26 protein-coding genes and 1 riboswitch are annotated in these 26111 nt (G+C 46.1%); of the genes, 16 read left to right on the top strand and 10 right to left on the bottom strand.

The genetic code is table 11. The features are described 5' to 3' along the window. Positions 1-113: 113 nt before the first annotated feature. Positions 114-596: a hypothetical protein gene (locus BP95_RS0104465; protein WP_021255027.1), complete on the top strand. Its 483-nt coding sequence runs from the start codon at positions 114-116 to the stop codon at positions 594-596. Between the two features lie 186 nt (positions 597-782). Here the strand turns inward: BP95_RS0104465 and BP95_RS29520 are convergent, their stop codons facing one another. Then, positions 783-1487, bottom strand: a complete 705-nt coding sequence (locus BP95_RS29520) for a peptidylprolyl isomerase (RefSeq protein WP_021255026.1) — start codon at positions 1485-1487, stop codon at positions 783-785. A 308-nt stretch (positions 1488-1795) separates the two neighbouring features. Between BP95_RS29520 and BP95_RS0104455 the strand changes: the two genes are divergently transcribed. Then, complete coding sequence (locus BP95_RS0104455; RefSeq protein WP_028531505.1) at positions 1796-2986, top strand: dicarboxylate/amino acid:cation symporter; 1191 nt, start codon at positions 1796-1798, stop codon at positions 2984-2986. A 122-nt stretch (positions 2987-3108) separates the two neighbouring features. After that, entirely contained in the window at positions 3109-4044 is a 936-nt protein-coding gene (locus BP95_RS0104450; protein ID WP_051249956.1) for a DMT family transporter, read from the top strand. Positions 4045-4359: 315 nt separating this feature from the next. Here the strand turns inward: BP95_RS0104450 and BP95_RS33480 are convergent, their stop codons facing one another. Next, entirely contained in the window at positions 4360-4494 is a 135-nt protein-coding gene (locus tag BP95_RS33480) for a sporulation protein YjcZ (protein WP_197035277.1), read from the bottom strand. 225 nt (positions 4495-4719) lie between these two features. Between BP95_RS33480 and BP95_RS29515 the strand changes: the two genes are divergently transcribed. The 8 genes from BP95_RS29515 (at position 4720) to BP95_RS0104410 (ending at position 12463) form a co-directional block, all read left to right on the top strand. Further along, positions 4720-5130 carry a DMT family transporter gene (locus BP95_RS29515; RefSeq protein ID WP_021255023.1) on the top strand — a complete coding sequence of 137 codons (411 nt, stop codon included), beginning with the start codon at positions 4720-4722 and terminating at the stop codon, positions 5128-5130. Positions 5131-5468: 338 nt separating this feature from the next. Next, positions 5469-6689 (top strand): MFS transporter, encoded by a 1221-nt coding sequence (locus tag BP95_RS0104440; protein ID WP_021255022.1) that lies wholly within the window; start codon positions 5469-5471, stop codon positions 6687-6689. 154 nt (positions 6690-6843) lie between these two features. Continuing rightward, positions 6844-7773, top strand: coding sequence for a TetR/AcrR family transcriptional regulator (locus BP95_RS0104435; RefSeq protein ID WP_021255021.1), 930 nt, complete (start codon positions 6844-6846; stop codon positions 7771-7773). A gap of 162 nt (positions 7774-7935) precedes the next feature. Further along, positions 7936-8514: an SCO family protein gene (locus BP95_RS0104430; RefSeq protein ID WP_028531504.1), complete on the top strand. Its 579-nt coding sequence runs from the start codon at positions 7936-7938 to the stop codon at positions 8512-8514. Between the two features lie 318 nt (positions 8515-8832). Then, positions 8833-9201: a glyoxalase superfamily protein gene (locus tag BP95_RS0104425; protein WP_028531503.1), complete on the top strand. Its 369-nt coding sequence runs from the start codon at positions 8833-8835 to the stop codon at positions 9199-9201. A 55-nt stretch (positions 9202-9256) separates the two neighbouring features. After that, positions 9257-10327, top strand: coding sequence for an undecaprenyldiphospho-muramoylpentapeptide beta-N-acetylglucosaminyltransferase (locus BP95_RS0104420; RefSeq protein ID WP_028531502.1), 1071 nt, complete (start codon positions 9257-9259; stop codon positions 10325-10327). A gap of 164 nt (positions 10328-10491) precedes the next feature. Continuing rightward, the gene (gene gpmA, locus BP95_RS0104415) at positions 10492-11223 is read left to right on the top strand and encodes a 2,3-diphosphoglycerate-dependent phosphoglycerate mutase (protein WP_028531501.1); all 732 of its coding nucleotides are present in this window, start codon (positions 10492-10494) and stop codon (positions 11221-11223) included. 163 nt (positions 11224-11386) lie between these two features. Next, complete coding sequence (locus BP95_RS0104410; protein WP_028531500.1) at positions 11387-12463, top strand: lactonase family protein; 1077 nt, start codon at positions 11387-11389, stop codon at positions 12461-12463. Positions 12464-12580: 117 nt separating this feature from the next. Here BP95_RS0104410 and BP95_RS0104405 read toward each other — a convergent pair whose 3' ends face one another. The 4 genes from BP95_RS0104405 to BP95_RS0104390 all read right to left on the bottom strand — a co-directional run bounded on the left by BP95_RS0104405 (position 12581) and on the right by BP95_RS0104390 (position 16252). Then, a complete protein-coding gene (locus BP95_RS0104405) occupies positions 12581-13510 on the bottom strand; it encodes a DMT family transporter (RefSeq protein WP_021255015.1) in 930 nt (309 codons plus the stop codon). Positions 13511-13700: 190 nt separating this feature from the next. Continuing rightward, the gene (pdaA, locus tag BP95_RS0104400; protein ID WP_028531499.1) at positions 13701-14483 is read right to left on the bottom strand and encodes a delta-lactam-biosynthetic de-N-acetylase; all 783 of its coding nucleotides are present in this window, start codon (positions 14481-14483) and stop codon (positions 13701-13703) included. Positions 14484-14602: 119 nt separating this feature from the next. Continuing rightward, positions 14603-14914 (bottom strand): hypothetical protein, encoded by a 312-nt coding sequence (locus BP95_RS0104395; RefSeq protein ID WP_021255013.1) that lies wholly within the window; start codon positions 14912-14914, stop codon positions 14603-14605. 156 nt (positions 14915-15070) lie between these two features. After that, a complete protein-coding gene (locus tag BP95_RS0104390; RefSeq protein WP_028531498.1) occupies positions 15071-16252 on the bottom strand; it encodes a GNAT family N-acetyltransferase in 1182 nt (393 codons plus the stop codon). Between the two features lie 238 nt (positions 16253-16490). Further along, positions 16491-16671, top strand: a riboswitch (FMN riboswitch). Between the two features lie 103 nt (positions 16672-16774). Between BP95_RS0104390 and BP95_RS0104380 the strand changes: the two genes are divergently transcribed. Beyond that, complete coding sequence (locus BP95_RS0104380; protein ID WP_028531497.1) at positions 16775-17695, top strand: DMT family transporter; 921 nt, start codon at positions 16775-16777, stop codon at positions 17693-17695. Between the two features lie 122 nt (positions 17696-17817). Here BP95_RS0104380 and ytaF read toward each other — a convergent pair whose 3' ends face one another. After that, positions 17818-18459 (bottom strand): sporulation membrane protein YtaF, encoded by a 642-nt coding sequence (gene ytaF, locus BP95_RS0104375; protein ID WP_028531496.1) that lies wholly within the window; start codon positions 18457-18459, stop codon positions 17818-17820. Positions 18460-18536: 77 nt separating this feature from the next. Beyond that, positions 18537-18749, bottom strand: a complete 213-nt coding sequence (locus BP95_RS34460) for a DUF3973 domain-containing protein (protein WP_021253678.1) — start codon at positions 18747-18749, stop codon at positions 18537-18539. A gap of 375 nt (positions 18750-19124) precedes the next feature. On the opposite strand from BP95_RS34460, the gene BP95_RS0104365 reads away from it, so the two are divergent. Beyond that, the gene (locus BP95_RS0104365) at positions 19125-19766 is read left to right on the top strand and encodes a DUF1232 domain-containing protein (RefSeq protein ID WP_051249901.1); all 642 of its coding nucleotides are present in this window, start codon (positions 19125-19127) and stop codon (positions 19764-19766) included. A 107-nt stretch (positions 19767-19873) separates the two neighbouring features. On the opposite strand, the gene BP95_RS0104360 is transcribed toward BP95_RS0104365, so the two are convergent. Continuing rightward, positions 19874-22084, bottom strand: coding sequence for a GH92 family glycosyl hydrolase (locus BP95_RS0104360; protein ID WP_028531494.1), 2211 nt, complete (start codon positions 22082-22084; stop codon positions 19874-19876). Between the two features lie 211 nt (positions 22085-22295). Here BP95_RS0104360 and BP95_RS0104355 point away from each other — a divergent pair, with 211 nt between their 5' ends. Continuing rightward, positions 22296-23174 (top strand): AraC family transcriptional regulator, encoded by an 879-nt coding sequence (locus tag BP95_RS0104355; RefSeq protein WP_021253675.1) that lies wholly within the window; start codon positions 22296-22298, stop codon positions 23172-23174. A 160-nt stretch (positions 23175-23334) separates the two neighbouring features. On the opposite strand, the gene BP95_RS0104350 is transcribed toward BP95_RS0104355, so the two are convergent. After that, a complete protein-coding gene (locus tag BP95_RS0104350) occupies positions 23335-23979 on the bottom strand; it encodes a metal-dependent hydrolase (protein ID WP_021253674.1) in 645 nt (214 codons plus the stop codon). A 218-nt stretch (positions 23980-24197) separates the two neighbouring features. Here BP95_RS0104350 and aspA point away from each other — a divergent pair, with 218 nt between their 5' ends. Together aspA and BP95_RS0104340 are read left to right on the top strand one after the other, a co-directional pair. Then, a complete protein-coding gene (gene aspA / locus BP95_RS0104345) occupies positions 24198-25616 on the top strand; it encodes an aspartate ammonia-lyase (protein ID WP_090513790.1) in 1419 nt (472 codons plus the stop codon). A gap of 124 nt (positions 25617-25740) precedes the next feature. Further along, positions 25741-25992, top strand: a complete 252-nt coding sequence (locus BP95_RS0104340) for a cold-inducible protein YdjO-related protein (protein ID WP_227774756.1) — start codon at positions 25741-25743, stop codon at positions 25990-25992. Positions 25993-26111 lie beyond the last annotated feature (119 nt).

The raw sequence follows: 26111 nt of genomic DNA, 5'->3' as shown, positions 1-26111 counted from the left end.
GAGATAGTCACCTATACGAGCTGTTGCGGGAGTGCATAGATTATCTTGTAAGGCTTCCGCTCTACCAAGAGTGGAATCACCCATACAAGCAGAGGTAAAGGATGGTCGTCATCATGAGAACGTCTCGACGCAAAGGCTCGAAACCTAAGCACAAGCTGTCCGCCTCGCCTAGAGCAGCCTCACGATCTATCAGCAAGCCGGGCAGAACGAAAGCATCTGCGCCTTACATGAATCAAAATGTAATGGGGCTGACAACCCCAACGGATCCCTCTGCATCCAATGCAGTTGCGAATCAAGAAGCTGCAGGCAACGCAGGCGGTGGTTCTTACACTTCATTGAACAGACAGTATGGAATCGATGATCTGATGAATACGTTCGGCAAAATTCAGAAGATGTTCGGCATGTTCCAGCAAGCACGATCCATGTACAGCACTTTTCAGTCATTAATGGGCCCAATTGCGCTCACAAAAGGAAATCGTGCAAAAGCAGAAGGTCGCCGTCATTATGGAAAGCCAGTACGGAAGTCACAGCCGTCGATCCAATCTCGTTCATCTCGCAGCAATGCCAGCAAAGGACAACGGGGCGCACGGAAGTAGTGCAGCCCCTGTCTCCTTACAACGTTCCTTAGGCTGCGAAATCACCTTAAGCCGATAAATAGAGTGCTCACCAGCACATCAGCATGATTACGTGATTCCCATTGATGGGTTATATAAAATAGAACAGGGACAAAAGAAGGAGCCAGCCTTCTATTGTCCCTGTTATCAAATATATTAGCTTATGAGTTAGCTTTGAATTTTTTCAGGCTCCGGATACGTGATGCCGAATGTATTTACAGTAACCTTTTTCATTTTTTGGTCTTTCTCCGGCTTGTCGTTAGCGCCGGTTGGTACATTCACGATCGCTTGCGCGATTTCCATCCCTTTGATCACTTTGCCAAAGGCTGCGTAATCCCCATCCAAGTGTGGTGCGTCTGCTACCATGATGAAGAATTGGGATCCTGCTGAATTCGGATCCTGAGAGCGTGCCATTGATAATACGCCTTCCGTATGCTTCAGGTCATTCTCTACTCCATTGTTCGCAAATTCTCCCTTAATGCCATAACCAGGCCCGCCAATGCCGATGCCTTGAGGATCTCCTCCTTGAATCATAAATCCTGGAATAACACGATGGAAGATCGTCCCGTCATAAAATCCTTTGTTCACGAGAGAAATAAAGTTGTTTACGGTGTTCGGAGCTTTGTCAGGATACAGCTCAATCTCAATGCTGTCTCCGCTTTCCATTTCGATCGTGACAATCGGATTTTTGGAATTGGAAGTCTTTTTGCTATCGCTGTTATCTTTCGGAGCCTCCTTGTTCGTCTCTTGACCAGACTTGGTTGTGTCTGCCGCTCCATTTTGCCCAGTACTTGGCTTGCTGCCGCAACCAGCCACGATAAGCAGTACGACTAGCATGAGCGTGAAGAATGTAATGGATTTTGTGCGATTCAAAAATATTTCCTCCTTGTCCTTGCTGCAGCAACGCTGCAGTTGTCTCTCTATCACATTACCACATATGAGCAGCGAAGCATAATCTTGAAATGATCGTATCGCCAAGTTAATGAGAATGCTTGAATCAGTTATCATGGATTCAAGGGGACGAGTACATCCTATAGTTGAGCAATGAATCCCTCAATTTGTCAGTGTTGTTCTCTTTCGTTGTGTGCTAATATGGACAATGTGTTCAAGAAGGATACATATGTACACTGTGCGAGGACATATATATTGATTTGTTTGCGTGCACTGGAGGGGAGTACATCATGAGAAAACTAGGATTATTACCGCGTATTATTATCGCAATCCTGCTCGGTACTGGAGCGGGACTAATTATGCCAGATTGGTTTATAAGAATATTTGCTACGTTTAATCATTTATTCGGGCAATTTTTGAGCTTTCTCATACCGTTAATCATTCTTGGTTTTATTATCCCAGGCATTGGAGAGTTGGGGAGGGGAGCTGGCAAGCTTCTTGGCATAACGGCATTGATTGTATATGTATCCACGGTATTGTCTGGCATGCTGGCATACGGCGTCGCCAAGACAACATTCCCGTGGCTGCTGTCTGGAGCATCTGGCCTTCGGGCGAGCAATCCAGAAGAGATGCTGCTAACAAGTTACTTCAAATTGGACATGCCACCGGTATTCGATATTATGACTGCTCTGCTGCTGTCCTTCGTGATCGGTGTCGGCATTACGTTTGTGAAGTCAAATGTCTTGCTTACCGCATCGTTGGAGTTCAAGGAGATTGTAGGCAAGGTAATCAATGCGATATTGATTCCACTATTGCCGTTCCACATTGCGGGTATCTTTATGAACATGACACAAGCAGGCGAGGTTGCATTCATTCTGCAAGTGTTCCTTAAAGTGTTCGTCGTCATTTTAGTGCTGCATGCTGTAGTCATTGTTGGACAGTATACGATCGCGGGCATAATGAACAAGCGCAACCCGATCACGATGCTGCGTACGATGCTCCCGGCGTATTTAACAGCGCTAGGGACGCAGTCTTCTTCGGCAACGATACCCGTGACCATGTCTCAAGTGAAGAAGCTTGGTACCGATGAGGAAGTATCAAACTTCGTGGTACCGTTATGTGCAACGATTCATATTACTGGCTCAACGGTTACGATTACTTCCGTAGCAAGTGCGATCATGTACATTAATGGCGCGCCATTATCGGTAAGCACAATGATGCCGTTCATCTTCATGTTAGGCATATCGATGATTGCAGCACCAAGTGTTCCTGGCGGCGGCGTCATGGCGGCAACCGGATTGTTCCAATCCATGCTCGGCTTCGATGAATCAATGATTAGTCTTGCCATTGCACTGTATATTGCACAGGACAGCTTCGGTACGGCTGCTAATGTAACTGGTGATGGCGCGATTGCCCAAATCATTCATTCGATTAAGAACAAGTGGCAGGGGAAGACAAGGGCGGTAAAAGCATCAGAATAACAGAGATAGGTTGATTATAGGGAAGGGATAGGCGATGCACAGCTTGTCCCTTCTTTTTATATATGTTACATGTGGTAAAATGTAGAAGGGTAGTAAGGCTGCGTTCTATGAAATTCATTCACATGGTGAGGTACATAAAGGAGGTTGTCATCGTCTTGAAATGGAATAACTCGCTGCCAATGATGAAAATGATCATATCCATGTGCATCTTTGGCTCTATCGGATTTTTCTCCGAGCATACTGGATTACCGTCAATGGAGCTTGTCTTCATACGATGCATTTGCGCAACATTATTTCTGGGAATTTGCTGGGCGGCTTCAGGCCAATACCGGCGTGAACAGTGGAGCAAACGGGAATTGCTGCAAACGATAGCTTGCGGTGTATTTCTTGTGGGCAATTGGGTGTTCTTGTTCAAGTCCTTCGAGTGGATGTCGATTACGATTGCGATATCGATATATCATTTGGCTCCGGTAATTGTCGTGCTAGTTGGAAGTATCTTATTCAAGGAAAAATTAACGGTCTGGTCTATTTTATCTGTGGGGATATGCTTCGTCGGTACTGTTCTTGTTATCGGTATCGAAGGAGGCGCAAGCATGGACGAGCTGTTCACAACAGGGGTAGTGTGGGCATTCATGGCAGCCGTGTTTTATGCAATGACCACATTGTTAGGCAAGGGTGTTGTTCAACTAAGTGGGTATGCGATTACGATTGTGCAGACGAGCCTCGGGATCGTATTGCTGCTGCCATTTGTTGATATGTCGTCTTATGGTGCATTAACATGGAGCAATTGGTTCGCAATTGTGGCGACTGGCTTCATTCATACCGGATTTGTATATTTATTGTTTTTTGACAGTTTGAGAGAGCTGCCTACACGAGTCATTTCAGTACTCGTATTTCTCGATCCCGCCGTGGCAATTTTACTGGATACGTGGATCACTGGATTTCGGCCGACAGGGATGCAGATAGGGGGAATCGTTCTCATCTTTGCAGGTATGGCATGTGCAATGATAAAACCTAAAGCCAAAGCGAGGGTTAGCTATGATGGAACGCAGCATTGAATACATGACCATATCCCATTTTGCAGCGATCATGCAGTGATCACCGCAGGAAAGAAGTATATAGCACGATCATGGATGGATGACGGTTCCTTTATGGATGAATCCATATAAACAGCTTGTCCGATGTTAAAAATTCTTGGACAGAAGGACAAGATGAACGAATCTACGAAGACGGTAGCGAGTGCATTGTTCGCCATACCGGGTGGGTATGCTCAAGGGTAATATATCTCACAGGCATTATTTGAATCCTAATAGATAAAGAAGTATAAGATAGAGAACAACCCCGGCTGCAACTGCCGGGGTTGTTGGCGTAAATTAGTAACCGAAACCGAATCCGCAGCCAAAGGAACGAGTAATAATAACGAGCAAAATGAAGAGAACAAGAATTACGCCAACGCTAGTAAAACCTCCACCACAAAAGCCTCCAACTGAACCACATACTTCGGACATGTTCATTGGCTCCTTTCGTCATGCTTTTATCTTACGTTATAAGTGTATGTGGGTCAGGAGCATGGTGACTAGACGAATGGAGTGAAGAGAGCGCCTAATTTGAGGCGAGTGGCTATGCTGTTTGACAAGGCGCTCGTGATGCAACATAATAGCTCTATTGTGCCTATTTTCGTGAAGTCAATAGGTGAAGAACGATAGATACGGGGGAAATGCTGTGATGCAATTATGATGAGTTGGCTTTACTTAATCGGTGCGATTACATTGGAGATTATCGGAACCATCTCAATGAAGATGTCGAACGGTTTCACAAGACCGGTTCCTTCCATTCTCATGATTGTTTGTTATTTGCTTGCGTTTACGAGCTTGAATTTCTCACTGAAGCAGATTAATGTCAGTGTCGCTTATGCGATATGGTCAGGTGTTGGTACTGCAGCCATTGCCGTTATCGGATATTATTTCTTCTCTGAGTCAATGTCTTGGATTAAGGTTGTATCGATCTTGCTTATTATTCTCGGCGTAATTGGTTTGAATTTGCAAGGAGGCAGTCACGAAAGCCGTCCAGCCGAGGTGACGCCGCAGTCCATTGATACAGCTGCTTCTCCGGTGACTGCAGAGGACGCATCAACCACTATCTAAGGGAATATATTTAGCGGGGAACCAGACAATTGTTCTGCATAAGGTCAGGAGGAAACACCTTCTGCCTGTATAACTTCCTTAAGAAGCTGAATAGGAAGGGTGAAGGAATTCAACATGTCTGATCCCATTATATCTATAATCTTTCACTCTCATGAATTGAACGGCAGCCCTCGGCGAGTTACCTCGTCTGAGGGCTTTTTTTGTAGCTGGCAACAGAAGTATAGGGAGCACAGGGATTGGAAATGGAGTTTGACATTCTGAAGTCGAGTAGAGTACTATGGGTTTTGACTAATAAGTCAAAAATAAAACTTATAGGTTCTTAGAAGAGGTGGAGAACATTGTCAACAAAAAAGCAAGGTTCAGGTTCGCTTGTTATCCTCATGGTTAACATGTTCATTGCTATGGTTGGAATGGGGCTGATCATTCCGATTATGCCGAAATATGTGACGGCGTTTGGGGCTACGGGGCAAGCAATGGGGTATTTGGTGGCGGCATTTGGATTAACGCAATTTCTGTGCTCGCCGATTGCTGGCGAGTTGTCTGACAAATACGGCAGAAAGCTGCTAATCGTAACGGGAATTGGTTTATTTACCGTTTCACAGCTACTGTTCGGTATGGCTGAACACATGTGGATGTTGTATGTATCACGACTGCTAGGCGGAATGTCAGCAGCGTTAATGACACCTCCGATGATGGCCTATGTAGCGGACATTACGACGGAAGAGAAACGGGGGAAGGGGCTCGGCATGCTTATGGCTTCCATGACGCTCGGCGTTGTTATAGGGCCTGGTATCGGAGGCATGTTGGCGGAATACGGAATTCGAGTTCCTTTTTACGCAGCAGCAGCACTTGCTGGATTGTCTACGGTAGTCTCATTGTTGTTCCTGCCTGAATCTCTGTCTGTCGAGGAACGGATGGCAGCGAGAAGCAACACGAAGAAGAAGGAAAATTTGCTCCGACAGATGGCCGCTTCTGCGAAGGCGCCGTATTTCATGCTGCTTGTGCTGGTGTTCGCATTAACGTTCGGATTGCAGAATTTTGAAGCGATATTTGGTTTGTATGTTGATGTGAAATATGGATTTACGCCGAAGGATATTTCCTTAATGATTACACTCGGTGCGATAATCGGAGTCATCTGTCAAGCTGTCCTAATTGAGCGCCTGTTGCGAACATTCGGTGAGAAGAAGATTCTGCTCACGATGTTTGGATTATCTGCAATCAGTATGATTTTGTTGTTGTTCGTCTCGAATTATTTTCTTATTTTCTTTGTTACGATGTTATTCTTCGTGGCAACATCCATCGTACGGCCTGCAATCAATACGTTATTGTCGAAGATGGCAGGGAATGAGCAAGGGTTCGTTGCAGGAATGAACAATGCTTATATGAGTCTTGGCAATATTATTGGGCCAGCGATTGCGGGAATCCTGTTTGATATTCATGTTCAGATCCCCTATGCATTTGGCGCCATTGTGTTGCTCGCAAGTGCGGGCATGCTTATTGGCTGGAAGCAGGATGCATCATATACCAGTGCAGCACAGCGAGGAGAAATGGTTCAATAATCGGTGTATTTTGGCTCAATCGGAGTAGATGATAAGTTTATCTTCATATGTCCAATCCCATGTGGTTGCAGGTAATGGCCACTTTTTGTTATGATATTGAGAACTCAATAGTCATATTAAGAACTTATTAGGAACCAAGTGTGGAGGACAGCGAATGGAAGAGCATATGCCAGAGAAGAAGAAGCAGATTCTATTATCGGCTATGAAATTGTTTGCATCCAAGGGATACGTACAGACGACGATGCAGGAAGTCGCTTCCTTCTGTAAAATGTCAAAAGGAAGTGTGTATCAATATTATAGTTCCAAGGATGAGCTGCTGCTGAACATCTTCATGTATCAATCCAAATTATTGAAGGATCGCTTGCTGATGTTGGAGCGCGAGAAACAGCCTAATCCTCGTGAACGGTTAATAAGCAAAATCGGGGTTTATATTCACATCTGGAACGAACATCCTGAGTTTATCAAGATGCAGATACGGGATAATACGAAGCATACCGAAAGCAAAGAGCTTCGTGAACACATGCAGCAAATGAATAAGTTTAATATAGAGACGCTGATGGAATCATTGCAAGATATCTATGGGGAGCAATTCAGCCCTTATATGCTTGACAGCGCAACGTTGCTTAGCAGTCTGATTTTTACCTATATGTATATGAAGCTATTCGACAATTTCCCCATCGAGATGGACAGCCTCAGCAGGTATATTGTTACGATCATGGACTATGTGGCCGAAGGGATGTTGAAGCATGGACCGGAGCCAATACTGAATGGAAGCATGGTCGGATTCGATGAGGAGCATTTGAAGCCAAAGCAATTGCATCCGCTTGTGCTTGTGAAGCAGCTGAGAGAGGCTGTAGAGAGTATGGACATGGATTCGAAGGAGAAGAAAAGCTGGAATAAGCAAGATGTTCTGGATTCTATTCAAGTGCTGGAAGAAGAACTGCTGCAAGTACGTCCCCGTAAGGTGATCTTGCTCGGAATGCTGTCAAATTTAAAAGAGATGGCCCCCTGGACTTCCGTGTATGAACGCCTATGCAAATCTATTGAAGCGTTGTCCGGATATGAACCAAGCACTCTTCGCTAATATGCGGAGAGTGTTTTTTTGCTCACTACGATGTATGTATGTATGTATGTATGAAAATGTCACAATATCGTAGCTTAATAGGGGCGTAGATGGTAAAAATAGACTTGCAATTACGATACAATAAGAGTAAAAACGATGTGGTATCGTAATGTGGAGGTCGGTATGAAGAAGATACTTGTAAGTAGTGTAATCACTATAATTATGATCGTTCTAGTCGCTTGTGGCGGCAAGCCGAAGCCGAATGATTACGACTGGAAGGTTACTGCATTTGAGGCGGTTGATCAAGACGGACAGCCTTTTCGTACCGAACAAATGAAAGGGAAGATATGGCTCGTTAACTTTGCGTTTACAAGCTGCACTACGGTATGTCCACCTATGACCTTCAACCTGACAGAAATTCAACAGAAGCTAAAAGAAAAGGGAATTGAAGACGTACATATACTATCATTCAGTGTCGACCCTTCTATTGATACGCCGGCGAAGATTAAGGAGTTCCTTGGTAAATATAAGGCTGATACGACTCATTGGCGCTTTGTCACGGGTTACAGTCAGGCAGCGATTGAAAAATACAGTCTTGAGATGTTCAAATCACAAGTGCAGAAGGTGGAAGGCGATGATCAGGTGATCCATACCACCTCAGTCTTCCTCGTTGATCAAGAGGGAACCGTGCTCACTCGCTACAATGGATTAGAACCGCCAGAAGATAAGATTATCGAGGATGTTAAGTCACTGCTAGAGTGAAACCTTGACGGAGGTAGAGTGCATGCTGAGGTCAGCTTGATCATGTACTGAGATCCCATTAGAAATTAATGCGCATGGAACAATCGCAATTAATAGGCTGATTTATTCATGAAACGCAATGATAACGGCACAAGGGCTACTGCTCTTGTGCCGTTTTTTGTTGAAGGAGTTAGCAGTCAAGAGTCAGTCAAGAAGACGGATAAAGGTGAGAGGGTTCGCAACGAATGAAGCGGGAATAGTGTGTGTATGTAACCAAATTGTGGTATCATTTCGATAATAAATCAATGTGATATTCTGAGTCGAATTGAGGGAGTTAACATGGAGGATATTTCGTTCCGAGAAGCTATACCGATATTGCGAATATTCGATGAGCATAAAGCGCGTGAATTTTACGTAGATTTCTTAGGATTCCGAATGGAGTGGGAACATCGCTACGGAGAAGATTCCCCATTGTACATGCAGGTAGCACGCGGCAATTGCATACTTCATTTATCAGAGCATCATGGGGATTGCTGTCCTGGCTCGGCAGTGCGAATTGAAGTTAGCCATATACGGCAGCTGCATGCTGAGATGCGCGGCAAGCAGTATAAATACGCGAAACCTGGACTTGATCCGGATGAACATGAAATGTGTGTCACTGATCCATTTGGCAACCGAATCATTTTTTATGAGCAGGCAAGTTGTTAGAGGAACGTTTCGTGCGGATTGGTTCATTTACAGATAGATGGCGAGGTGCCTGAATGTGACAAGACGCATCCTTTTTACTGGTGGAGGAACGACAGGACATGTGGCTGTGAACCTTGCTCTCATCCCTAAGTTTATCAACAGAGGATGGGAAGTACGATACATTGGTTCCCGGCATGGAATCGAGGCCGAACTGATTGTTGGCTTAGATGGGGTAGAATACTGTAAGATTGCAACGGGCAAGCTGCGCCGATATTGGGACTGGAACAATGTAAAGGATCCATTCCGTGTATTGAAGGGGACATGGCAGGCGTATCAATATATCCGTACATATCAGCCTGAGGTGGTCTTCTCTAAGGGGGGATTTGTATCGGTCCCTGTTGTCATTGGTGCTTGGTTGAATCGTGTGCCGGTTATTATTCATGAATCAGACCTTACCCCAGGATTGGCGAATCAGATGGCCTTGCCCTTTGCCACGAAGGTATGTGTTACGTTTCCGGAGACGATAGAACATGTGAAGCAGCGCAAGTCTATCTATGTGGGAGCAGTTGTTCGTTCTGAGCTGCTGCTGGGCAGTAGATCCAGAGGGTTAAATGCATGCGGCTTTACACGTACGAAGCCAGTACTTCTCTTCATGGGCGGAAGTCAAGGCTCTAAACGATTGAATGAGCGAATTCGGAGCAGTCTGCCGAAGTTATTGGAACAATATCAGATTATACATATATGTGGAAAAGGGAATGTTGATCCTTCCATTACGTATCGCGGCTATCAACAATACGAATATATGAAGGAAGAGCTTGGCGATGCGCTTGCAGCTGCTGATCTGGTCATTTCAAGAGCAGGTTCCAATGCAATATTTGAGTATTTGAAGCTGCAGATTCCTATGCTGCTGATCCCGTTGTCTAAGAAGGCGAGCAGGGGAGATCAAATACAGAATGCTCGCTCCTTTCAATCCGCCGGTTATTGCCATGTTCTGCTTGAAGAAGAAATAGAAGGGTCTGCATTTATCGAAGCCATTTATAGCGCTTATGCCAATAAAGAAGTGATGCGGGAGAAGATGAGACATTATCGTCAAGGCGATGCGATCGAACAGCTGTTAGACGTAATCCACTCTGTGGCCGAGCGGTAGCCAGGAGTAGGGAATAATTGTGTATGGATTACATATTGTTTTCATTAGTTTTCGCAATTGTTTCATCGCCTTTCATTTTGGTTAAAAAAAGAATAGAAGGACATGATCAAATATGATTGTCTAACATGGCGTGAACGTGGCTCGCTCACAGAAAGGGGCAACTTATGGCTAAACTTGTGCTGATTCGACATGGACAAAGCGTATGGAATTTGGAAAATAGATTTACAGGTTGGACGGATGTCGATCTGTCTGAACAAGGTCTTATTGAAGCGAGACAGGCGGGTGAGATATTGCGCCAGCATGGATTCGTATTTGACATCGCGTATACTTCTGTGCTGAAGCGGGCCATACGAACCCTATGGATTGCATTGCATGAGATGGATCAGATGTGGATTCCTATCCACCATACATGGAAGCTGAATGAACGTCATTATGGGGCGCTGCAAGGATTGAATAAGGCGGAGACAGCAGAGAAGTATGGGGAAGAGCAGGTTCATCTGTGGCGGCGATCGGTGGATGTACGTCCACCTGCATTGGAGCCGACTGATTCACGCTATGAAGCAGCAGATCGGAAATATGCTTCCTTGCAGCCGGGTCAATTCCCGCTAACAGAGAACTTGGAAGATACGGAGAAGCGAGTGCTTGCTTATTGGCATGAGACCATTGCTCCGGCAATTCAAGCAGGGGAGCGGGTCATCATTGCTGCTCATGGCAATACACTGCGGGCGCTTGTGAAGTATCTGGACAAAATCCCTGCCGACGGCATTGCAGATTTGAACATACCAACAGGGACACCGCTTGTGTACGAGCTTGATGAGAAGCTGACACCAACACATCGGTATTACTTAGGGCCAGATGGGAGAATCCCAGCAGGCATTATCCCTGAGCACATATAAGTTATTCAAAACGAGAGGGAGAGCTGTCATATTGTGCGGCTCTCTCTATTTGATTCTGTTGATTGAGCCTCGGATGTTGATATTCCGCTGTACCAAGTGTAAAGTAGAGACACAATATCAGTTCCTATATTACATAAGGACAACACCGAAGGGAGTTACATACATGGAACAACGTATGTTAGTGTTTGTTGGATCGTATGCTGAAGCAGATTCTTCTGGACTTTATGTATACTCGATGGATGAGAAGACTGGTCAATTGACGAAGCTGGATGAAGCAGCAGGGTTGAAAAATCCAACGTTCATCAATGTCGATGTTGATCAGCAGAAGCTCTATTCCATTGGAGAATGTGTCATTGAAGATGGTTCGAAGACTGCGGAGGTAGTTAGCTTCGCAATAGATACAGCTTCAGGCAAGCTGACGCAATTGAACCGCGCCTTCTCACTTGATGCTCCGACATGCCATATTCAACGAGACTCTCAGAGCCGTTACCTGATTGTTGCCAGCTATCATGGCGGCCGCATTGGATTGGTAGAGCTCCTAGAAGATGGACAAGTAGGAAGCCAGCTTGATGTACAGCAGCATCACGGCCATGGCCCGCATCCGAATCAGAACCAGCCGCATCCGCATTCTGCATTTTTCAGTCCAGATGAGAAGTATATCTACGTGTCTGACTTGGGGATTGACCGGGTGAAGTGCTATTCCATAGATAAGGAGCGCCACGTGCTTGTTCCGCACGGTGAATATGAGGTTCCAGCAGGATCTGGGCCGCGTCATTTGACATTCCACCCGAATGGTCAATTCGTCTACGTCATCAATGAATTGAATTCAACGGTGAGTGTGTTCTCATACGACGCGAGCAATGGTGAGCTCCATGCGATTGAGACGGTGTCGACACTTCCTGTGGACTTCGATGGCGAGAGCTATTGTGCAGAGATCGCCATTTCAGAAGATGGAAAGTACTTGTATGGATCCAATCGTGGACACGACAGTATCGTTGTATACGAAGTACAGCCTGACACTGGCAAATTGACGACTGTACAATTTGTTTCAACAGAGGGAGGTCATCCCCGTCACTTTGCATTGACACCTGGAGGAGCGTATTTGCTGGCTGCTAATCGAGATGCGAACAATATTGTCGTATTCCGTGTAGATAATTCGACTGGCAAGCTCACGAGTACAGGGCAGTCTGTTGAGGTGTCTAAGCCGGTATGTGTGAAGCCGGTGTACGTCAAGAAGTAATTTCTCTCTAGCGTTTAGATAAACCGGAAGGTTAGAAGAAGCCGATATTCGCATCTGCGAGCATCGGCTTTTTTGTCGTTAACAGTTGAATGATACGATTGAATGGGATGTAGTTGATTAGGAGACCGAACGAGTCGTGTTCGGGTCCATTGCTGCAGCTGGAGTGGAGTGGTTCGCCCGTCGTTCACTCATGAGGAATATCCATACCCCAGCAATGAGAAGCACACAGGCAATAAATTGGGTAGTCGTTAATGATTCTCCCAATAGAAGCCACGCGAGAACGGTAGCACCTACAGGCTCGCCGAGCACGCTCATCGAAATCGATGTGGCGCTTGTGTACTTCAACAACCAGTTGAACAGCATATGTCCAAGCACGGTTGGGATGACAGCCATTAATGCGAATAAGAGCCATTCTCTAGCTTCATATCCAATAAAGGAGTAGCCTGCGGAAAGGTTGTAGACAGCCAACGCCAGACCAGCTACGAGAAAAACGGTAAAGTTATAGACGTAAGACGAGACGCGCTGTCGCAAATCCTGACCTAGCAGCATGTGTATGACGACCGAAATCGTACCAAGGATAGATAAAATGTCTCCATATAACGCTCTCCCGGAAATGGCCATATCACCCCAGCCAATGAGCAGCATGCCGCATAAAGCAATCCCGACACCAATTAATGAATTTCTCGTCGTTCGTTGTTTGAAAATCCAGAATGATCCGGCCATTACAAGTATGGGTTCCAAGGCAAGCAGAACGGTCGAGCTCGCTACAGTCGTATAGCGCAGCGACTCCATCCAGAAGAGAAAGTGCAAACCGAGGAAGAAGCCTGACAGGAACAGACGCAGCCAATCATTGCGCTGGACAGAGCTCCATTCGGATCGATATGACCACGCCCATGGCAGAAGCACGATATTCGTTATCAGGAGACGATACATGCCAATGACAGCGGCGGGGGCAGTTGACCATTTCACAAAAATGGCCGAGAAAGAGATTGCGATCATTCCTACGATGAGCAGGGCATACAGATGCGATGATTTTCTTGATGACATGAGCAGAAGACACCTCGGTATATGAATGAATGAATGAATGGTAATCACAATGTGCTAGTATACACCAACTGCCCCCAACTTGAAATAAAAATCATGATTATCAACCTAAAAAAAAGGACTGTGGGACGAATGACCGTCCCCAGCCCTTAATTGCGCTCATCAGCTTGCGTTGAACAAGTAATGATTGTTTCTATTTGGATTGCTGTACGTTGAGTTGATCGAGGCTTGCAAATTCATATCCTTGTTGACGTGCACCGTCAATAATGGCGCCAAGGGCCCCGGCATTATCCTTCGATATGGAGTGGAGCAGAATGACCGCTCCAGGATGAAGCTGCTTTACAACCTTATCATATGCATAGCTCGTTCCCCGTTGGGCATTGACATCCCAATCCAAGTAAGCCACGGACCAGAATACATTCGTGTACCCCATATTCTTCGTGATGGCTAGAGTCCGGTCATTAAAGATACCACGTGGTGGTCGCAGATAAGGCATATCCTGCTTGCCCGTGACAGCTGATACCGCCTGTTTGACCTTATCCAGTTCGGTTCGTATCTGCTCATCCGATATGGTGGTCATATCCGGATGACTCCACGAGTGATTGCCGATCAGATGTCCCTCGTTAATCATTCGCTTCAGTAGATCTGGCTGCGTATTTACATAATGTCCGGTAACGAAAAAGATGGCTGGAACCTTCTTCGCCTTCAACGTATCCAGAATTTGAGCCGTGTATCCATTTTCGTATCCGTTATCGAAGGTTAAGTAAATCATTTTTTTGTTTGTATCTCCGAGAAAAATAGCTCCGTGCTTCTCAATCGTCGGTTTGAAGCCTTCCTCGTCAATCGAAGGAAGCTTGCCGTTTACACTCTTCTTGAATCCAAAGTGGAATGCGGGACCCTGTCCGGCGTATGCGGCTGGCTGAATGCTTGCGGCAAGCAAGCAGAGGAGAGCAGTGGCAATCAGAATGCGTTTCATATGCAAATATACTCCTTGATGTAGGTTAGAATCGGTCAATCATGGCTTACTATTCCATATTTGCAGTAAACTTATACGCACTGATACCTATGCATTCCTAATGCGAATCCAAGTAATCCTTATTTGTTGTTAGACTGCTTCATCTTCTCCAACTCTTCTGAGACGACGAAGGCAAGATCTTCGTTGTTGTACATGGACAGCACGGCGAACAAAGTGTCGTCAGGGATCGGTCCGGCCTCCTCCTTCGGAACCGTAAGATCAATTGCCTGCTGCAATCGATAGTTGTCGCCCTGCTTCGGGTATGCGCGATGATAGAGCTCGGCTGGATCAAGATCATGGTTCACACACCATTGTGCAAAGATAAGAATCATCATTTGCTCATCCCGCTCATAATTGTCGATAATTTGTTGTTCTACTGCACTACGCGTCATTGCAAAAACTCCCTTACATAGATTCATACAGCTTATTATAACGAAGATGAATTGTGATTCTCAATCCTATTGCTCAATTGAGAGGGAGAGACGTTGCAATGATCGGACTGTAATGCCATTGGGAGATGAATGCTCATACTTACTTACTCGCTTAGCTTAGAAAGCGTCGGATATATATGGATGAAGTCGCGGAACGAACTGCTCTAGAGTTTCAATACTGTTGATGGAACCTGCAATAAATCCGTTATCGAATAATTCGCATGGTCGCTGATAACCTAGCAGCATAGTTGTGAGTGCTCTAATGTTCATGGACAGGGTGTTGGTCGTGTTGACAGTGGTACGAACCTGCTTCTCATTGTGAGAGTGAATAGCAGCTTGCCCGTTCTCAAATTGAATGACTACATTATTCCACGGAGCCTGGTCGTCACTTATGTACAGAGAGAGGGGAGGGTGTGCAGGTACAGGTGCAAACGTATATTGCTGTAGAAATAATGTAATATCTACAATTCGTGCCATGACAAAAGGTTGTATGGTACGCACAATTCGTGGAAGGTTCAAGGCGAAAAACAGGCGCTCATTCTCACAAAGACGCATATTTACTTGCTCTACCATAGAATCATGCTGACAAATATAATTCCATAGCCCCTGTCTAGAATCCCTTGTAACGCACATGAATTCATGTACATGCATAGCATTATTTTTTATCTCATACAACATATACCCTTGAGGCTGCGAATGCTCACTATAGTAGACCGCCGCGGTGCGATGATGATAGTGAGCAAGCCACCATTCGTGATCGCGAACGACCATACCTGAATGCTGTGATGACCATGCGTCATATACCGCTTCAATATCAGTAGAATGCGTATCCTTGGTAAAGCGGCGAACAATGCCTGCCAGTTCAGGATTCAATGGAATTAGATCATGACGGGTAAATTGGCAAGTCATGCGGTCGCTGAATACTTCCCAGCCTGCTTTGCGATAGAAGGGGATGGAGAAAGGATAGAGCATGGATATAGAAGTTCCAGCGGCCTGCATCACGCGCAGTGAGTGGTGCAGCAATTGCTTGGCATATCCTTTGCGTCGAAATTCAGGATAGGTGGCAACCCCACCGATTCCACCCATCTTCAGCTTATTCTGGCCGATATAGATGTGAAAAGGAAGGATATGAAGCTTCGCAGCGAGCTTGCCTTCATCGTACACACCAAAAATCTCATGTTTCCCCAACTTATGCAAATAGTTATCATAGTCTTCAGGATCAACGCTGTACTGGAAAGCATACTCGGATAGCGATATGGCTTCAGTAAACTGTTCCTTGCTCAAACGGACAATTGACATTGACAATCCCCCTCAATAAATGATTGTGCCGCTGTATATGATCTATTGTAGATGAAATAGACAGGGATGCAACGATTGAATGAAGAAGGGTCGATTGAAAAGTCGGGATGGTAATATATGCAAATGGTGAAAACTTTCATGAAAATGCGAAATGTCATATTGCTCAATCTGAAAATCTAGATATAATGAAGTCAGGGCATGTCAAGGAAGCAACAGCATGCTACTATGTGGATTGAATATGGATCTTCAGGGCAGGGTGAAATTCCTGACCGGCGGTATGGGTGCAGCTGCACCCGAGCCCGCGACTCGTTGTTCGCTTACTCGGTTACTTGTAACATGTAAGCATCGAACGGAAGAACAGCGACTGACTTGGTGAAAAGCCAAGGCCGACGGTATAGTCCGGATGGAAGAAGATCTCGCACACGTTGTTTGGTACAACTGCATACAACAACAGGTCTAATGCGAATTTTTCTCTTCTGCATGTCTAGATCCTATATTCAACAACCTTGGAGGTTATTGAATATGGAACATCGTATCCAGGCCGACACACGCATGAGCAGCTCCGCAAGAGGAGTATGGTTCGTTGCGATGGGCGCGGCACTGTGGGGAATTGGCCCACTGTTCCGGGTATGGGTCATGGAGTCTATGACTTCGACCCAAATTGTATTGATTGAGCATCTGATGCTCGCCTTGTACGCGATCCCGGTGTTATGGATGCACCGGAAAGAGCTGCGCAACTGCACATGGAAGCATGTACTGGCATTGCTGTTCCTGTCATGGGGCGGCTCAGTAGTAGCGACCATTATGTTTACCGAAGCATTTGCACATGGTGATGCGAATGGCGTACTGCTGCTGCAGAAGCTGCAACCAGTCTTTGCAATTATTTTAGCGCGGCTGTTGTTGAAGGAGACGCTTCCGCGTCGCTTCTCGCTACTGCTTATTCTTGCTATTATCGGTACGTATTTATTGACATTTGGATGGTCTTTGCCAATTGGGCATTATAATGAAGTCATTGGCTTCAGCAGTCTATTGGCACTTGGAGCAGCGTTCCTATGGGGCGGTTCCACAGTTATGGGACGGTTGCTTCTCGACAGAATGGAATATGAGACGGTCACATCGCTGCGATTTTTGATGGCACTCCCTCTGCTCATCGTGCTGACATCATGGGAGTCACCAAGCTGGAATTTCGCCGCATCAGAATGGGGGACACTGTCGTTCTACATCTTCTTGCAGGCTCTTCTTCCAGGATTGGTTAGTCTCTTGCTGTATTATCGCGGTCTATCGACTACCAAGGCCTCATATGCGACTCTGGCTGAGTTGTCATTCCCATTGGTAGGGATGATGATGAATTGGTTCGTGTTCCATCAGGCGGTCACTGCAGCGCAAATTTCAGGCTTCGTTCTCATCTGGATTGCGTTGTATATGGTATCAAGACAAAATTAATCGGCGGTGGCAGTGCAATGATTCTTAATGAAGTTGCTGTCAATCGTCTTCCATAAATGATAAGAGACCCTGTCTGCTATGCCTTGAACGCATAGCAGACAGGGTCTCTTATGTTAGTTAGGTTAGAAGAAGGAATTGATAGCGACAAGAATGATGATAGCTCCGCTTAGCACCGTGCTGAATTGTCCTACTGTATAGCGTCCTATGCGAATGTTGGCCATCTTCTGCCCAAGCACGGCACCCAGCCACAATGTGACAAAACTGCCGATCGCTGCGGTTAGGGATATGGCGAGCGGTGATAATCCGATAAGTCCAGCACTTAGGCCATTTGTAAGCGCATTGGCAGACAGTGCAACACCAAGCACAGCTGCTTCCCATAAGTTAATCGTTCCCGATTTATCCTTATCCGCTTCCTCTGGTCTCTGCAGCATTCGTTCTAGTGAAGAGCTTGAATTAGCTTCACTGCTTGCTTCTACTGCTGTGGTCTCCGTCGAGCTGCCATGGTGAGAGGTCAGTAGAACAATGCGGATGCCGACAATAAGCAGGATGAGTGCGGCAAGCAAGGTAGGCAGTATACCAGGAAGAACCTGCGATATCCATTGACCGAACATGAGACCGGCCATACTGAAAATGAAGCAGATGAGCGAAATGAATAGATTCGAAAGCACTCCAATTCGTATTTTCCGTATTCCGTACGATATTCCCACCCCTAAATTATCTATACTCGAAGCGACTGCTAATCCTATAATCATAATCCATTGCATGATGAATCTCTCCCTTGGTTAATTCCCTTGATTCGAAGTAATAAATGGTTGTTTATTGAATGTCATTTGCCGTCCTGTCAATCGTGAAGCATCTGCAGCACAGTTTCCCTCGGAGGCACGAACACTAGCTGATGCTCACTTCCTGCTGAATAGGGCAGGGGGGGGTTCGAATGACAATCTCCAAGCTGGAATTTGCGTTTGCTCATCTCATCTACATAGAACACATTCCGAAATACTACCGATGTGCCATCCTCTTGATGGACTTTGGAACATTGCAGGCAGTAATACATAGCTGTTCAACTCCTTATTGTGGGTATAATCCGGTGCCGCTTGCAGCACTGTTGAGGTATCATATGTCACGATGTTGAGAGTTGTGAACCGGAATCGCCGAAATGTTGAAAAAAAATCAACAGCAAGCTGATTGGCCTGTGATAAGAATCAACCGCATGCTGATGGGAGATGTGTTGAGGTGGTTGCAATGAATGCTTATCTGTCTACATCTGTGGCCTTCCTCATTCAAACTTGGTCATACGTTGATGTCAAATTTATGGGGTAGGCTAGGCGAACTTGTGCATATACATGTCATAAACAGAGCGAGAATGAGCAGTAGAATATGACTGCGACAAGGGGTGATAACCATCGAACAGAACAACCCACTCGGTGACATGTTGAAAAAATCGATGAAGGAGCATTCGCTCTCCATGCGCAAATTGGGGGAGCGGACTGGAATGGATACCGCTACGATTTCTCGAATTATTAACGGCAAGCAGCCCGCTAAGATACACCATCTAACTTCATTTTCCAAGCATTTATCAATTCCCGTTGAACAGCTCATGGAGGCGGTTGGCGTCGAGTTCGGCAAATTGAGCACGGTACCAGTGGTACCGATTGGAGATGAATTACAGGAGGATAGCCTTCAATTCATACTCAAGTCCATACAGCTGCTTGATTATCCATTCACGAAGGAGCATGTACGTCTAGAACTGGATAAATACGAGCAATACGCGCAAACCAATGAAGGAGATCGAATGATTCGCGACAATTTCCATGCCAAGGTGAAGGAAGTAAGCGGTTGGGGACCATTTATCGATCAATTGAATGATACGTACACCCAATATTGCAGCGAACAAGGAACAGTAGAAGAACGTGCCGTATTAGGGAGCGCACTGCTGTATTTCATTTTATCGGCAGACATTATTCCAGATTATCTGTTCCCAATTGGATATATTGATGATGTGATGGCAGTGCAGTTGGCGATGGAGAGACTGACGGCCCTTCAGGCTGCAGAGCGCATTGTAGAGAAATAGGGGTGTTCCAGGTCGGATGTTGACCGGAGCACCCCTAGTCTTGTTTCATTCTTGTTCGTTAATATCTACGCAACGAGCTTAATTACGTTCGAGACGATATGACATCCTTATGCTCTTGACATTGCATATGGCAGGGCTGTCTCTTCATATTGCTGCTGCTGCGGTTCTGCTGCCATCGTGAAGGACAACGAGGCCCCATTCTTCAACTGATCGTGATCAATATACAGGTTGGATACGTGCTCGCCATTTACTTGTACACCTGCAACATATTTCGTCTCCGAAGAGTTGTTCGGTGCCTCAATGACAATCTGCTTGCCGTTGTCCAAGTTGACAGTCATCTTCTTGAACATTGGTGTCCCTAGTACGTATTGCGGTACCCCTGGTGTAAGAGGGAAGATGCCCATTGCACCGAATACATACCAAGCTGTCAAGCTGCCGTTATCCTCATCGCCAGGCAAGCCGTCAGGCTGAGCACTGAACAGTTCGTCCATCGTCTTGCGCACCCAATATTGAGTCAAGGATGGGTAGCCTAACGCAGTATACACATATGGAATATGGAAGCTTGGCTGATTGCTGATCGCGAACTGACCGAAGTCAATTGCAGCCATTTCCGACATTTCATGAATTTCGAAGCCATAGGACCCTACCTTGAATTCTGGATCTGCTGCGAACAAGGCATCCAATCGCTCCTTCAACTTCTCGCGTCCGCCAATCAGGTCTGCCAATCCAAGAAGGTCATGCTGCACAGCCCAGCTGCTCTGCCATGCTCCACCTTCCGTATAAGGGCCACCCCATTCTGTAGCGTCGAACGGCTCCAGCCAGCTTCCGTCTTCGAGTTTACCGCGCATGAAACCGATTGTTGGATCATACAGGTGCTTGTAGTTGCGGGCACGTTCCATCAATTGCGCATACTCCGCATCACGTCCCAGATGCTTCGCAATTTGTGCAATACAGAAGTCACCGTACACATAATCCAGTGTATTGCAGACACTCTCATGGGTATGGATGTCAGCAGGCAAGAAGCCATGCTTCAAGTACTCCTGCATTCCTTTGCGTCCTACACGATGATCATCCGCTACAGTCATCGCATGTTTCAACAAACCTTCGAAGGCAGTGGCAACATCAAAACCAGTAACGCCTTTGGCTACGGAATCTGCGAAGCTGACGTCGATCAACGTACCAGGCATCATGCTGCGCTCACCTGGGGAAGCCCATTTCGGCATCCATCCGCCTTCCTTATAAGCATTCACCCAGCCCTGCATCATTTCATTCATGAAGGACGGATAGAGCAGGTTGTACAGCGGGAACGAAGTACGGTACGTATCCCAGAATCCAATATCTGCGAAGAGAGGGCCATCTTCAATCTTTCCATTGTACGGGCTGAAGTGGATTTGCTTATCATTCGCATCAAATTCATGGATTTGATGTGGGAACAGGGAAGTCCGATACAGACAAGTATAGAACGTATCCAGCTTGTCCTTGTCATCACTCTCGACCTGAATGACGCCTAGCTGCTTCTCCCATACATCTGCAGCCAGCTTCTGTACTTCATCGAAGCTGCGCTCGCCGATTTCGCGATTGAGGTTGATGAAGGCCTGTTCTTCACTGATGAAAGAAGTACTTACCTGGACGTGAACAATACGGTTGGCTGGCACGTGCAGTCCTACATATGCACCGAGGCGCTCATCTGTACCAGACAAGCCAGCAACCGGCTTGGATTCATGGTTTGTCAATCCGCTTGCATCTGCATCGATTGCGCAGTCGAACTTCACAACGAAGTACATGCGATAATTGTCAGGGGTTCCTCCAGCCTTAGCCGTCGTGTAGCCTGTCAGTGTACCGTTCTTCGGATCAATCTTCATCGAAGATTCACCAGGGAATGGAGACAGGATTAGACGAGACTGCTCAGGACGGTCAAAGGTCAGACGCATGCTTGCGCAGCGCGTCGTTGGCGTCAATTCCAATGTAGCCTGATAGCGCAGCATCCGAACCTTGAAATAGTCAGGACGCACGATCATGTCCTGTCTGCGGAAAGAGGAAGAACGCTCAGGTGCCCAAGCTTTCAATGGTCCGGATTGCGGCATAAATGTCATATGTCCGTAATCTCCAATCCAAGGGCTCGGCTGGTGGGTAAGTCGAATGCCTTCAAATCGATTGTGATTCGGGTTGAAGAACCAGCCGCCACCAGCTTCAGTCGTCTGTGGACTCCATGCATTCATAGCAAATGGCAGGGAAATAAGCGGCAATGTGTTCCCGTTGGAATAAGGATATATCGAATCCGTACCTTGTAGTGGGTTTACGTGAGATAGCAAGCTCATCGGTGTTCGCTCCTTTGTAGACAGTTGCGCTGGAGGAGCAATGGATACTCCCATCAGACACAACTTGTGAAATGTTATATCAAATATGACTTACACAATGTATTATATGACATAATCATTTTTATCTCCTATCATTAATTTAAAAAAACTCTCAATTTTTATGATACAATAATCATGACAAACAATCGAAGAGATAAGAGGTGGTGAGCGGATGTATCCATACAATTTACAGGGGGATGAGGAGATATACGGAGACTTTCCGTTCACATTGAAGATCCATCATCTTGAAGCATCAGTTCCCGCACATGTGCATCATTTTATTGAGTTTACATACGTCATAGAGGGTTCAGGCAAGGAGCTAATCAATGGGGTAGAGAAGGAGCTCACTCCAGGAACCTTCACCCTTGTATTCCCACATCAGGTTCACGAGTTGGATATACGGGAAGGTGAGGAGCTGAAGCTGTATGTTGGGGCAATTGGGCTGAAGGCCTTCTTTGGGGCTGGAGAATCTCTGCTTGCGCTTCACAGCTTGCTCAAAGGCGCAGAGGGCGACAGCAATACGACATACCATCTGGATCCAAGCACCGCTGAGCGCATTCATCTGCTGCTTCAAGACATGTTTGAGGAAATGCAGGAGCATAAGCCTTGGAGCCGGATGATCTATCTTGCGAAGCTTACCGAGCTATTCGTGTGGTTCGACCGATATCGTATCTCCCACCTTCATGAGGGCGCCCATACTGGCGAGGATCATTTGCGAAGGGGAATGTGGGAGGTTGTCTACTATGTATACCAAAATTTCAAAGAAGAGATTACGCTTGAGTCCTTAGCGCAAAAGTATAATTACAGCTCGTCCTATATTAGCACGGCCTTCAAGCAAATGGTCGGAGAGAACTACTACTCCTTCTTAGAGCGGATACGAGTGGCACATGCTTGCAACTTGTTAATCAGTACGGATATGAAGATAACGGAAATAGGATTTGAGGCAGGGTTTCGTTCATATCCGACCTTCAATCGGGTATTCCAGAATCGAATGGAGACGAGTCCAACGAAGTACCGACAACAAAATCATATCGCATTACTAAAATCATGAGAAAAGGAGCCTCTATCGCGATAAGTACTATTGTACAACCGCTTAGAGGCTCCTCGCCTAGTTAATGATGAAGGCTATGGATGTCTATTAACATAGTTGCATGGGACATCACATCATTGTCATGATACGGAACGGGTTGACCGTCTAAGAGACAGCGCCATTACAGACGCAGCTTAATCGACCGCTTATATAGTGGATAAAACCACTTCACACCACGAGGGGTTAAGGTATCTGCAATGAGATGGGAACCGTAGCCAAGTAAGGATACGAGCGCAATTCCTTCGAGCTCCAAGTGTTGTTCTAATCCCCAGCCAATAGCTCCCCATAAAAGAGCAGCCCAAATGGTGTGGGATAATCCCCGATGATTCAGCCATGGCACCCAGGCAACGAATACGCCCAGGCCGATGAGCCAGCTCCATCCAAGCAGGATGCCGCCTATGAGCATGCTCCCACCGACACAGCTGACCATGATGTTGCGAATTAACCCTTCCTTCGCTACAAATCCGAGCAGAAGCACGACAATTGTAAGAACGATGGCCTCTTGGCTTAACGAACCATTCGCTCCATATTGATAGATGGCACCTGCAGCACAGCATACGCCAAGCCACATCAATAGAGTATGTACCCGTTTGGCAGCCTTGCCAATTCGTCTGCTTAGTATGCTTGGGCCATCAAGATCCGCGCTTAGCGCAGATAACGCAGCAACTGCGAGGTAGATGGACGCATTCTGAATGGAGAACGGGTAATGCGCCGCAGCTGCGGCTCCGATAGCCACACCGATACTAAGGTGTGTTGAACCTTTCATACAATCTCCTTTCTATACGTGCACATGGTACACATACATACAAACATATGTTTGCTAATCTATTATATAGCGAATAATAAAAAAATTAAATATAATGATTTTCCAAATGAGAAATTGAACATTTAGTGAAACAGTATTACAATCAAAGCGAGCGTTGCTTTTTCTGTCTTATACATGAACCTACTACTCATGAGAGAAGGAAAGGGAATCCAATGATTATGAACCCGACTCGTATCGAAAAAGACTTTTTAGGGGAAAAAGAAGTACCAGCCGAAGCCTACTATGGCATTCAAACACTTCGTGCCGTAGAGAATTTTCCAATATCGGGCACGCGGATGAACAAAGAATTGATTCGTGGCTTGGCTATCGTCAAGAAGGCTGCTGCCCTAGCCAACATGGAGGTGAAGCAGCTTCAAACAGACACTTGCAATGCAATCGTACAAGCCGCTGATGAGATTATTGGCGGTCAGTGGCATGATCAATTCATCGTTGACCCGATTCAAGGCGGGGCAGGCACGTCGATGAATATGAATGCGAACGAAGTTATTGCGAACCGAGCGCTTGAATTGCTTGGCAAAGCGAAGGGCGACTATGCAAGCCTAAGCCCGAACAATCACGTCAATCGTTCGCAATCGACGAACGATGCATTTCCTACTGCAATTCATATTTCTGTCTTAACGCTCGTAGATAAGCTGCTCATTGTTATGAAGGAGCTTCACAGCGCATTCTGCAGCAAGGCGAAGCAATTCGATCATGTCATTAAGATGGGGCGCACACATCTTCAGGATGCAGTTCCGATTCGCTTGGGACAGTCCTTCGAAGCATACAGTCGTGTTCTCGCGAGAGATATGCACCGTATTGAGCAATCGAAGCAGCATTTATATGAAGTGAATATGGGCGCAACGGCTGTAGGAACTGGCTTGAATGCAGATCCGCGATACATTCAGCGTGTTGTTGAGCTGCTTGCTGATATCAGTCAATTGCCGCTCGTGCATGCGGAGCATCTTGTTGATGCAACGCAGAATACGGATGCGTATACGGAAGTATCTGCTGCGCTCAAGGTATGTATGATGAATATGTCTAAGATGGCCAATGACCTGCGTTTGCTTGCTTCAGGTCCACGAGCTGGGTTTGGTGAAATTCGACTGCCAGCACGCCAGCCAGGTTCATCCATTATGCCGGGCAAGGTGAATCCGGTTATGTGCGAAATTGTCAATCAAGTAGCTTTCCAAGTGATTGGCAACGATCATACGATCTGTCTTGCCTCGGAAGCGGGTCAGCTTGAATTGAACGTCATGGAGCCAGTACTTGTATTCAACCTGCTGCAATCGCTGAGCATGATGCAAAATGTGTTCACCGTATTCCGGACGCACTGTCTTGAAGGAATTGAAGCAAACGAAGACCACTGCCGCGAGTTAGTGGAGAACAGTGTCGGCATTATCACTGCGCTGAGCCCTCACCTTGGTTATGAAGTGTCAGCCCGTATTGCACGGGAAGCGACGGAGAACGGCAAGTCCGTTCGAGAGTTGTGCCTGCTCTACAATGTATTGACGGAAGAAGAGCTGGATACGATTCTGGATGCACATGAAATGACGAAGCCAGGAATTGCTGGTGCTGCCTTGTTCGAACGGGAATAATTGTATATTGAAGAATGTTAGAGACATCTCACGTGAGATGTCTCTTTTCTATAGTCGGATCAGCATACATTTTGCTTTGACAGGTGACGCTAAGTAATGATATATTTTATCGGCCTAATGGTAAATGAATGCTGATTGGAAAGGGATGTACTGGAAAGTGACAACGAGTCAAGACGACAAACCGAAATTGATTATCACAAAAATTCTGAAATGCAGAAATCCGGAATGCAAAGCATGGGTAAGAGACGAGTTTGCTTCTGGTGAGCAATCTTGTCCACTCTGCAAAGGACCAATGATTCGAAGCATGAAGCATTTGCCTGCTGTTCAGAATAAAATAAAGCGACAGCCTAAGAAAAAGAAAGAAGAGCTGTGGTAAGTAAGCGAAGCTGCACTTATAGCCTCTAGGTAAAAGAGCCTCTGTGAAGATAATTTCGGGGAACCGTTATTGTTTTGCAGTGGCTCTTTTGCTATTGGGATGAAGTGATGCGATATTGC

Origin of the sequence: Paenibacillus sp. UNC217MF (assembly GCF_000686865.1) — a bacterium.
Taxonomy (GTDB): Bacteria; Bacillota; Bacilli; order Paenibacillales; family Paenibacillaceae; genus Paenibacillus_B; species Paenibacillus_B suaedae.
This window is presented reverse-complemented; position numbering and strand designations above follow the sequence as displayed.

Excerpts from the sequence above, each read along its gene's own strand:
- BP95_RS0104435 (WP_021255021.1), top strand. The coding sequence starts at position 6,844 with ATGGAAGAGCATATGCCAGAGAAGAAGAAGCAGATTCTATTATCGGCT.
- BP95_RS0104340 (WP_227774756.1), top strand. The coding sequence starts at position 25,741 with ATGAATGCTGATTGGAAAGGGATGTACTGGAAAGTGACAACGAGTCAA.
- BP95_RS0104365 (WP_051249901.1), top strand. The coding sequence starts at position 19,125 with ATGTTGAAAAAATCGATGAAGGAGCATTCGCTCTCCATGCGCAAATTG.
- BP95_RS0104395 (WP_021255013.1), bottom strand. The coding sequence starts at position 14,914 with ATGACGCGTAGTGCAGTAGAACAACAAATTATCGACAATTATGAGCGG.
- BP95_RS0104430 (WP_028531504.1), top strand. The coding sequence starts at position 7,936 with ATGAAGAAGATACTTGTAAGTAGTGTAATCACTATAATTATGATCGTT.
- BP95_RS0104410 (WP_028531500.1), top strand. The coding sequence starts at position 11,387 with ATGGAACAACGTATGTTAGTGTTTGTTGGATCGTATGCTGAAGCAGAT.
- BP95_RS0104465 (WP_021255027.1), top strand. The coding sequence starts at position 114 with ATGAGAACGTCTCGACGCAAAGGCTCGAAACCTAAGCACAAGCTGTCC.
- BP95_RS0104405 (WP_021255015.1), bottom strand. The coding sequence starts at position 13,510 with ATGTCATCAAGAAAATCATCGCATCTGTATGCCCTGCTCATCGTAGGA.
- BP95_RS0104380 (WP_028531497.1), top strand. The coding sequence starts at position 16,775 with ATGGAACATCGTATCCAGGCCGACACACGCATGAGCAGCTCCGCAAGA.
- BP95_RS33480 (WP_197035277.1), bottom strand. The coding sequence starts at position 4,494 with ATGTCCGAAGTATGTGGTTCAGTTGGAGGCTTTTGTGGTGGAGGTTTT.
- BP95_RS0104350 (WP_021253674.1), bottom strand. The coding sequence starts at position 23,979 with ATGAAAGGTTCAACACACCTTAGTATCGGTGTGGCTATCGGAGCCGCA.
- BP95_RS34460 (WP_021253678.1), bottom strand. The coding sequence starts at position 18,749 with ATGTATTACTGCCTGCAATGTTCCAAAGTCCATCAAGAGGATGGCACA.
- BP95_RS29515 (WP_021255023.1), top strand. The coding sequence starts at position 4,720 with ATGATGAGTTGGCTTTACTTAATCGGTGCGATTACATTGGAGATTATC.
- BP95_RS0104450 (WP_051249956.1), top strand. The coding sequence starts at position 3,109 with ATGGTGAGGTACATAAAGGAGGTTGTCATCGTCTTGAAATGGAATAAC.
- ytaF (WP_028531496.1), bottom strand. The coding sequence starts at position 18,459 with ATGCAATGGATTATGATTATAGGATTAGCAGTCGCTTCGAGTATAGAT.
- BP95_RS0104455 (WP_028531505.1), top strand. The coding sequence starts at position 1,796 with ATGAGAAAACTAGGATTATTACCGCGTATTATTATCGCAATCCTGCTC.
- gpmA (WP_028531501.1), top strand. The coding sequence starts at position 10,492 with ATGGCTAAACTTGTGCTGATTCGACATGGACAAAGCGTATGGAATTTG.
- BP95_RS0104390 (WP_028531498.1), bottom strand. The coding sequence starts at position 16,252 with ATGTCAATTGTCCGTTTGAGCAAGGAACAGTTTACTGAAGCCATATCG.
- BP95_RS0104360 (WP_028531494.1), bottom strand. The coding sequence starts at position 22,084 with ATGAGCTTGCTATCTCACGTAAACCCACTACAAGGTACGGATTCGATA.
- pdaA (WP_028531499.1), bottom strand. The coding sequence starts at position 14,483 with ATGAAACGCATTCTGATTGCCACTGCTCTCCTCTGCTTGCTTGCCGCA.
- BP95_RS0104425 (WP_028531503.1), top strand. The coding sequence starts at position 8,833 with ATGGAGGATATTTCGTTCCGAGAAGCTATACCGATATTGCGAATATTC.
- BP95_RS0104355 (WP_021253675.1), top strand. The coding sequence starts at position 22,296 with ATGTATCCATACAATTTACAGGGGGATGAGGAGATATACGGAGACTTT.
- aspA (WP_090513790.1), top strand. The coding sequence starts at position 24,198 with ATGAACCCGACTCGTATCGAAAAAGACTTTTTAGGGGAAAAAGAAGTA.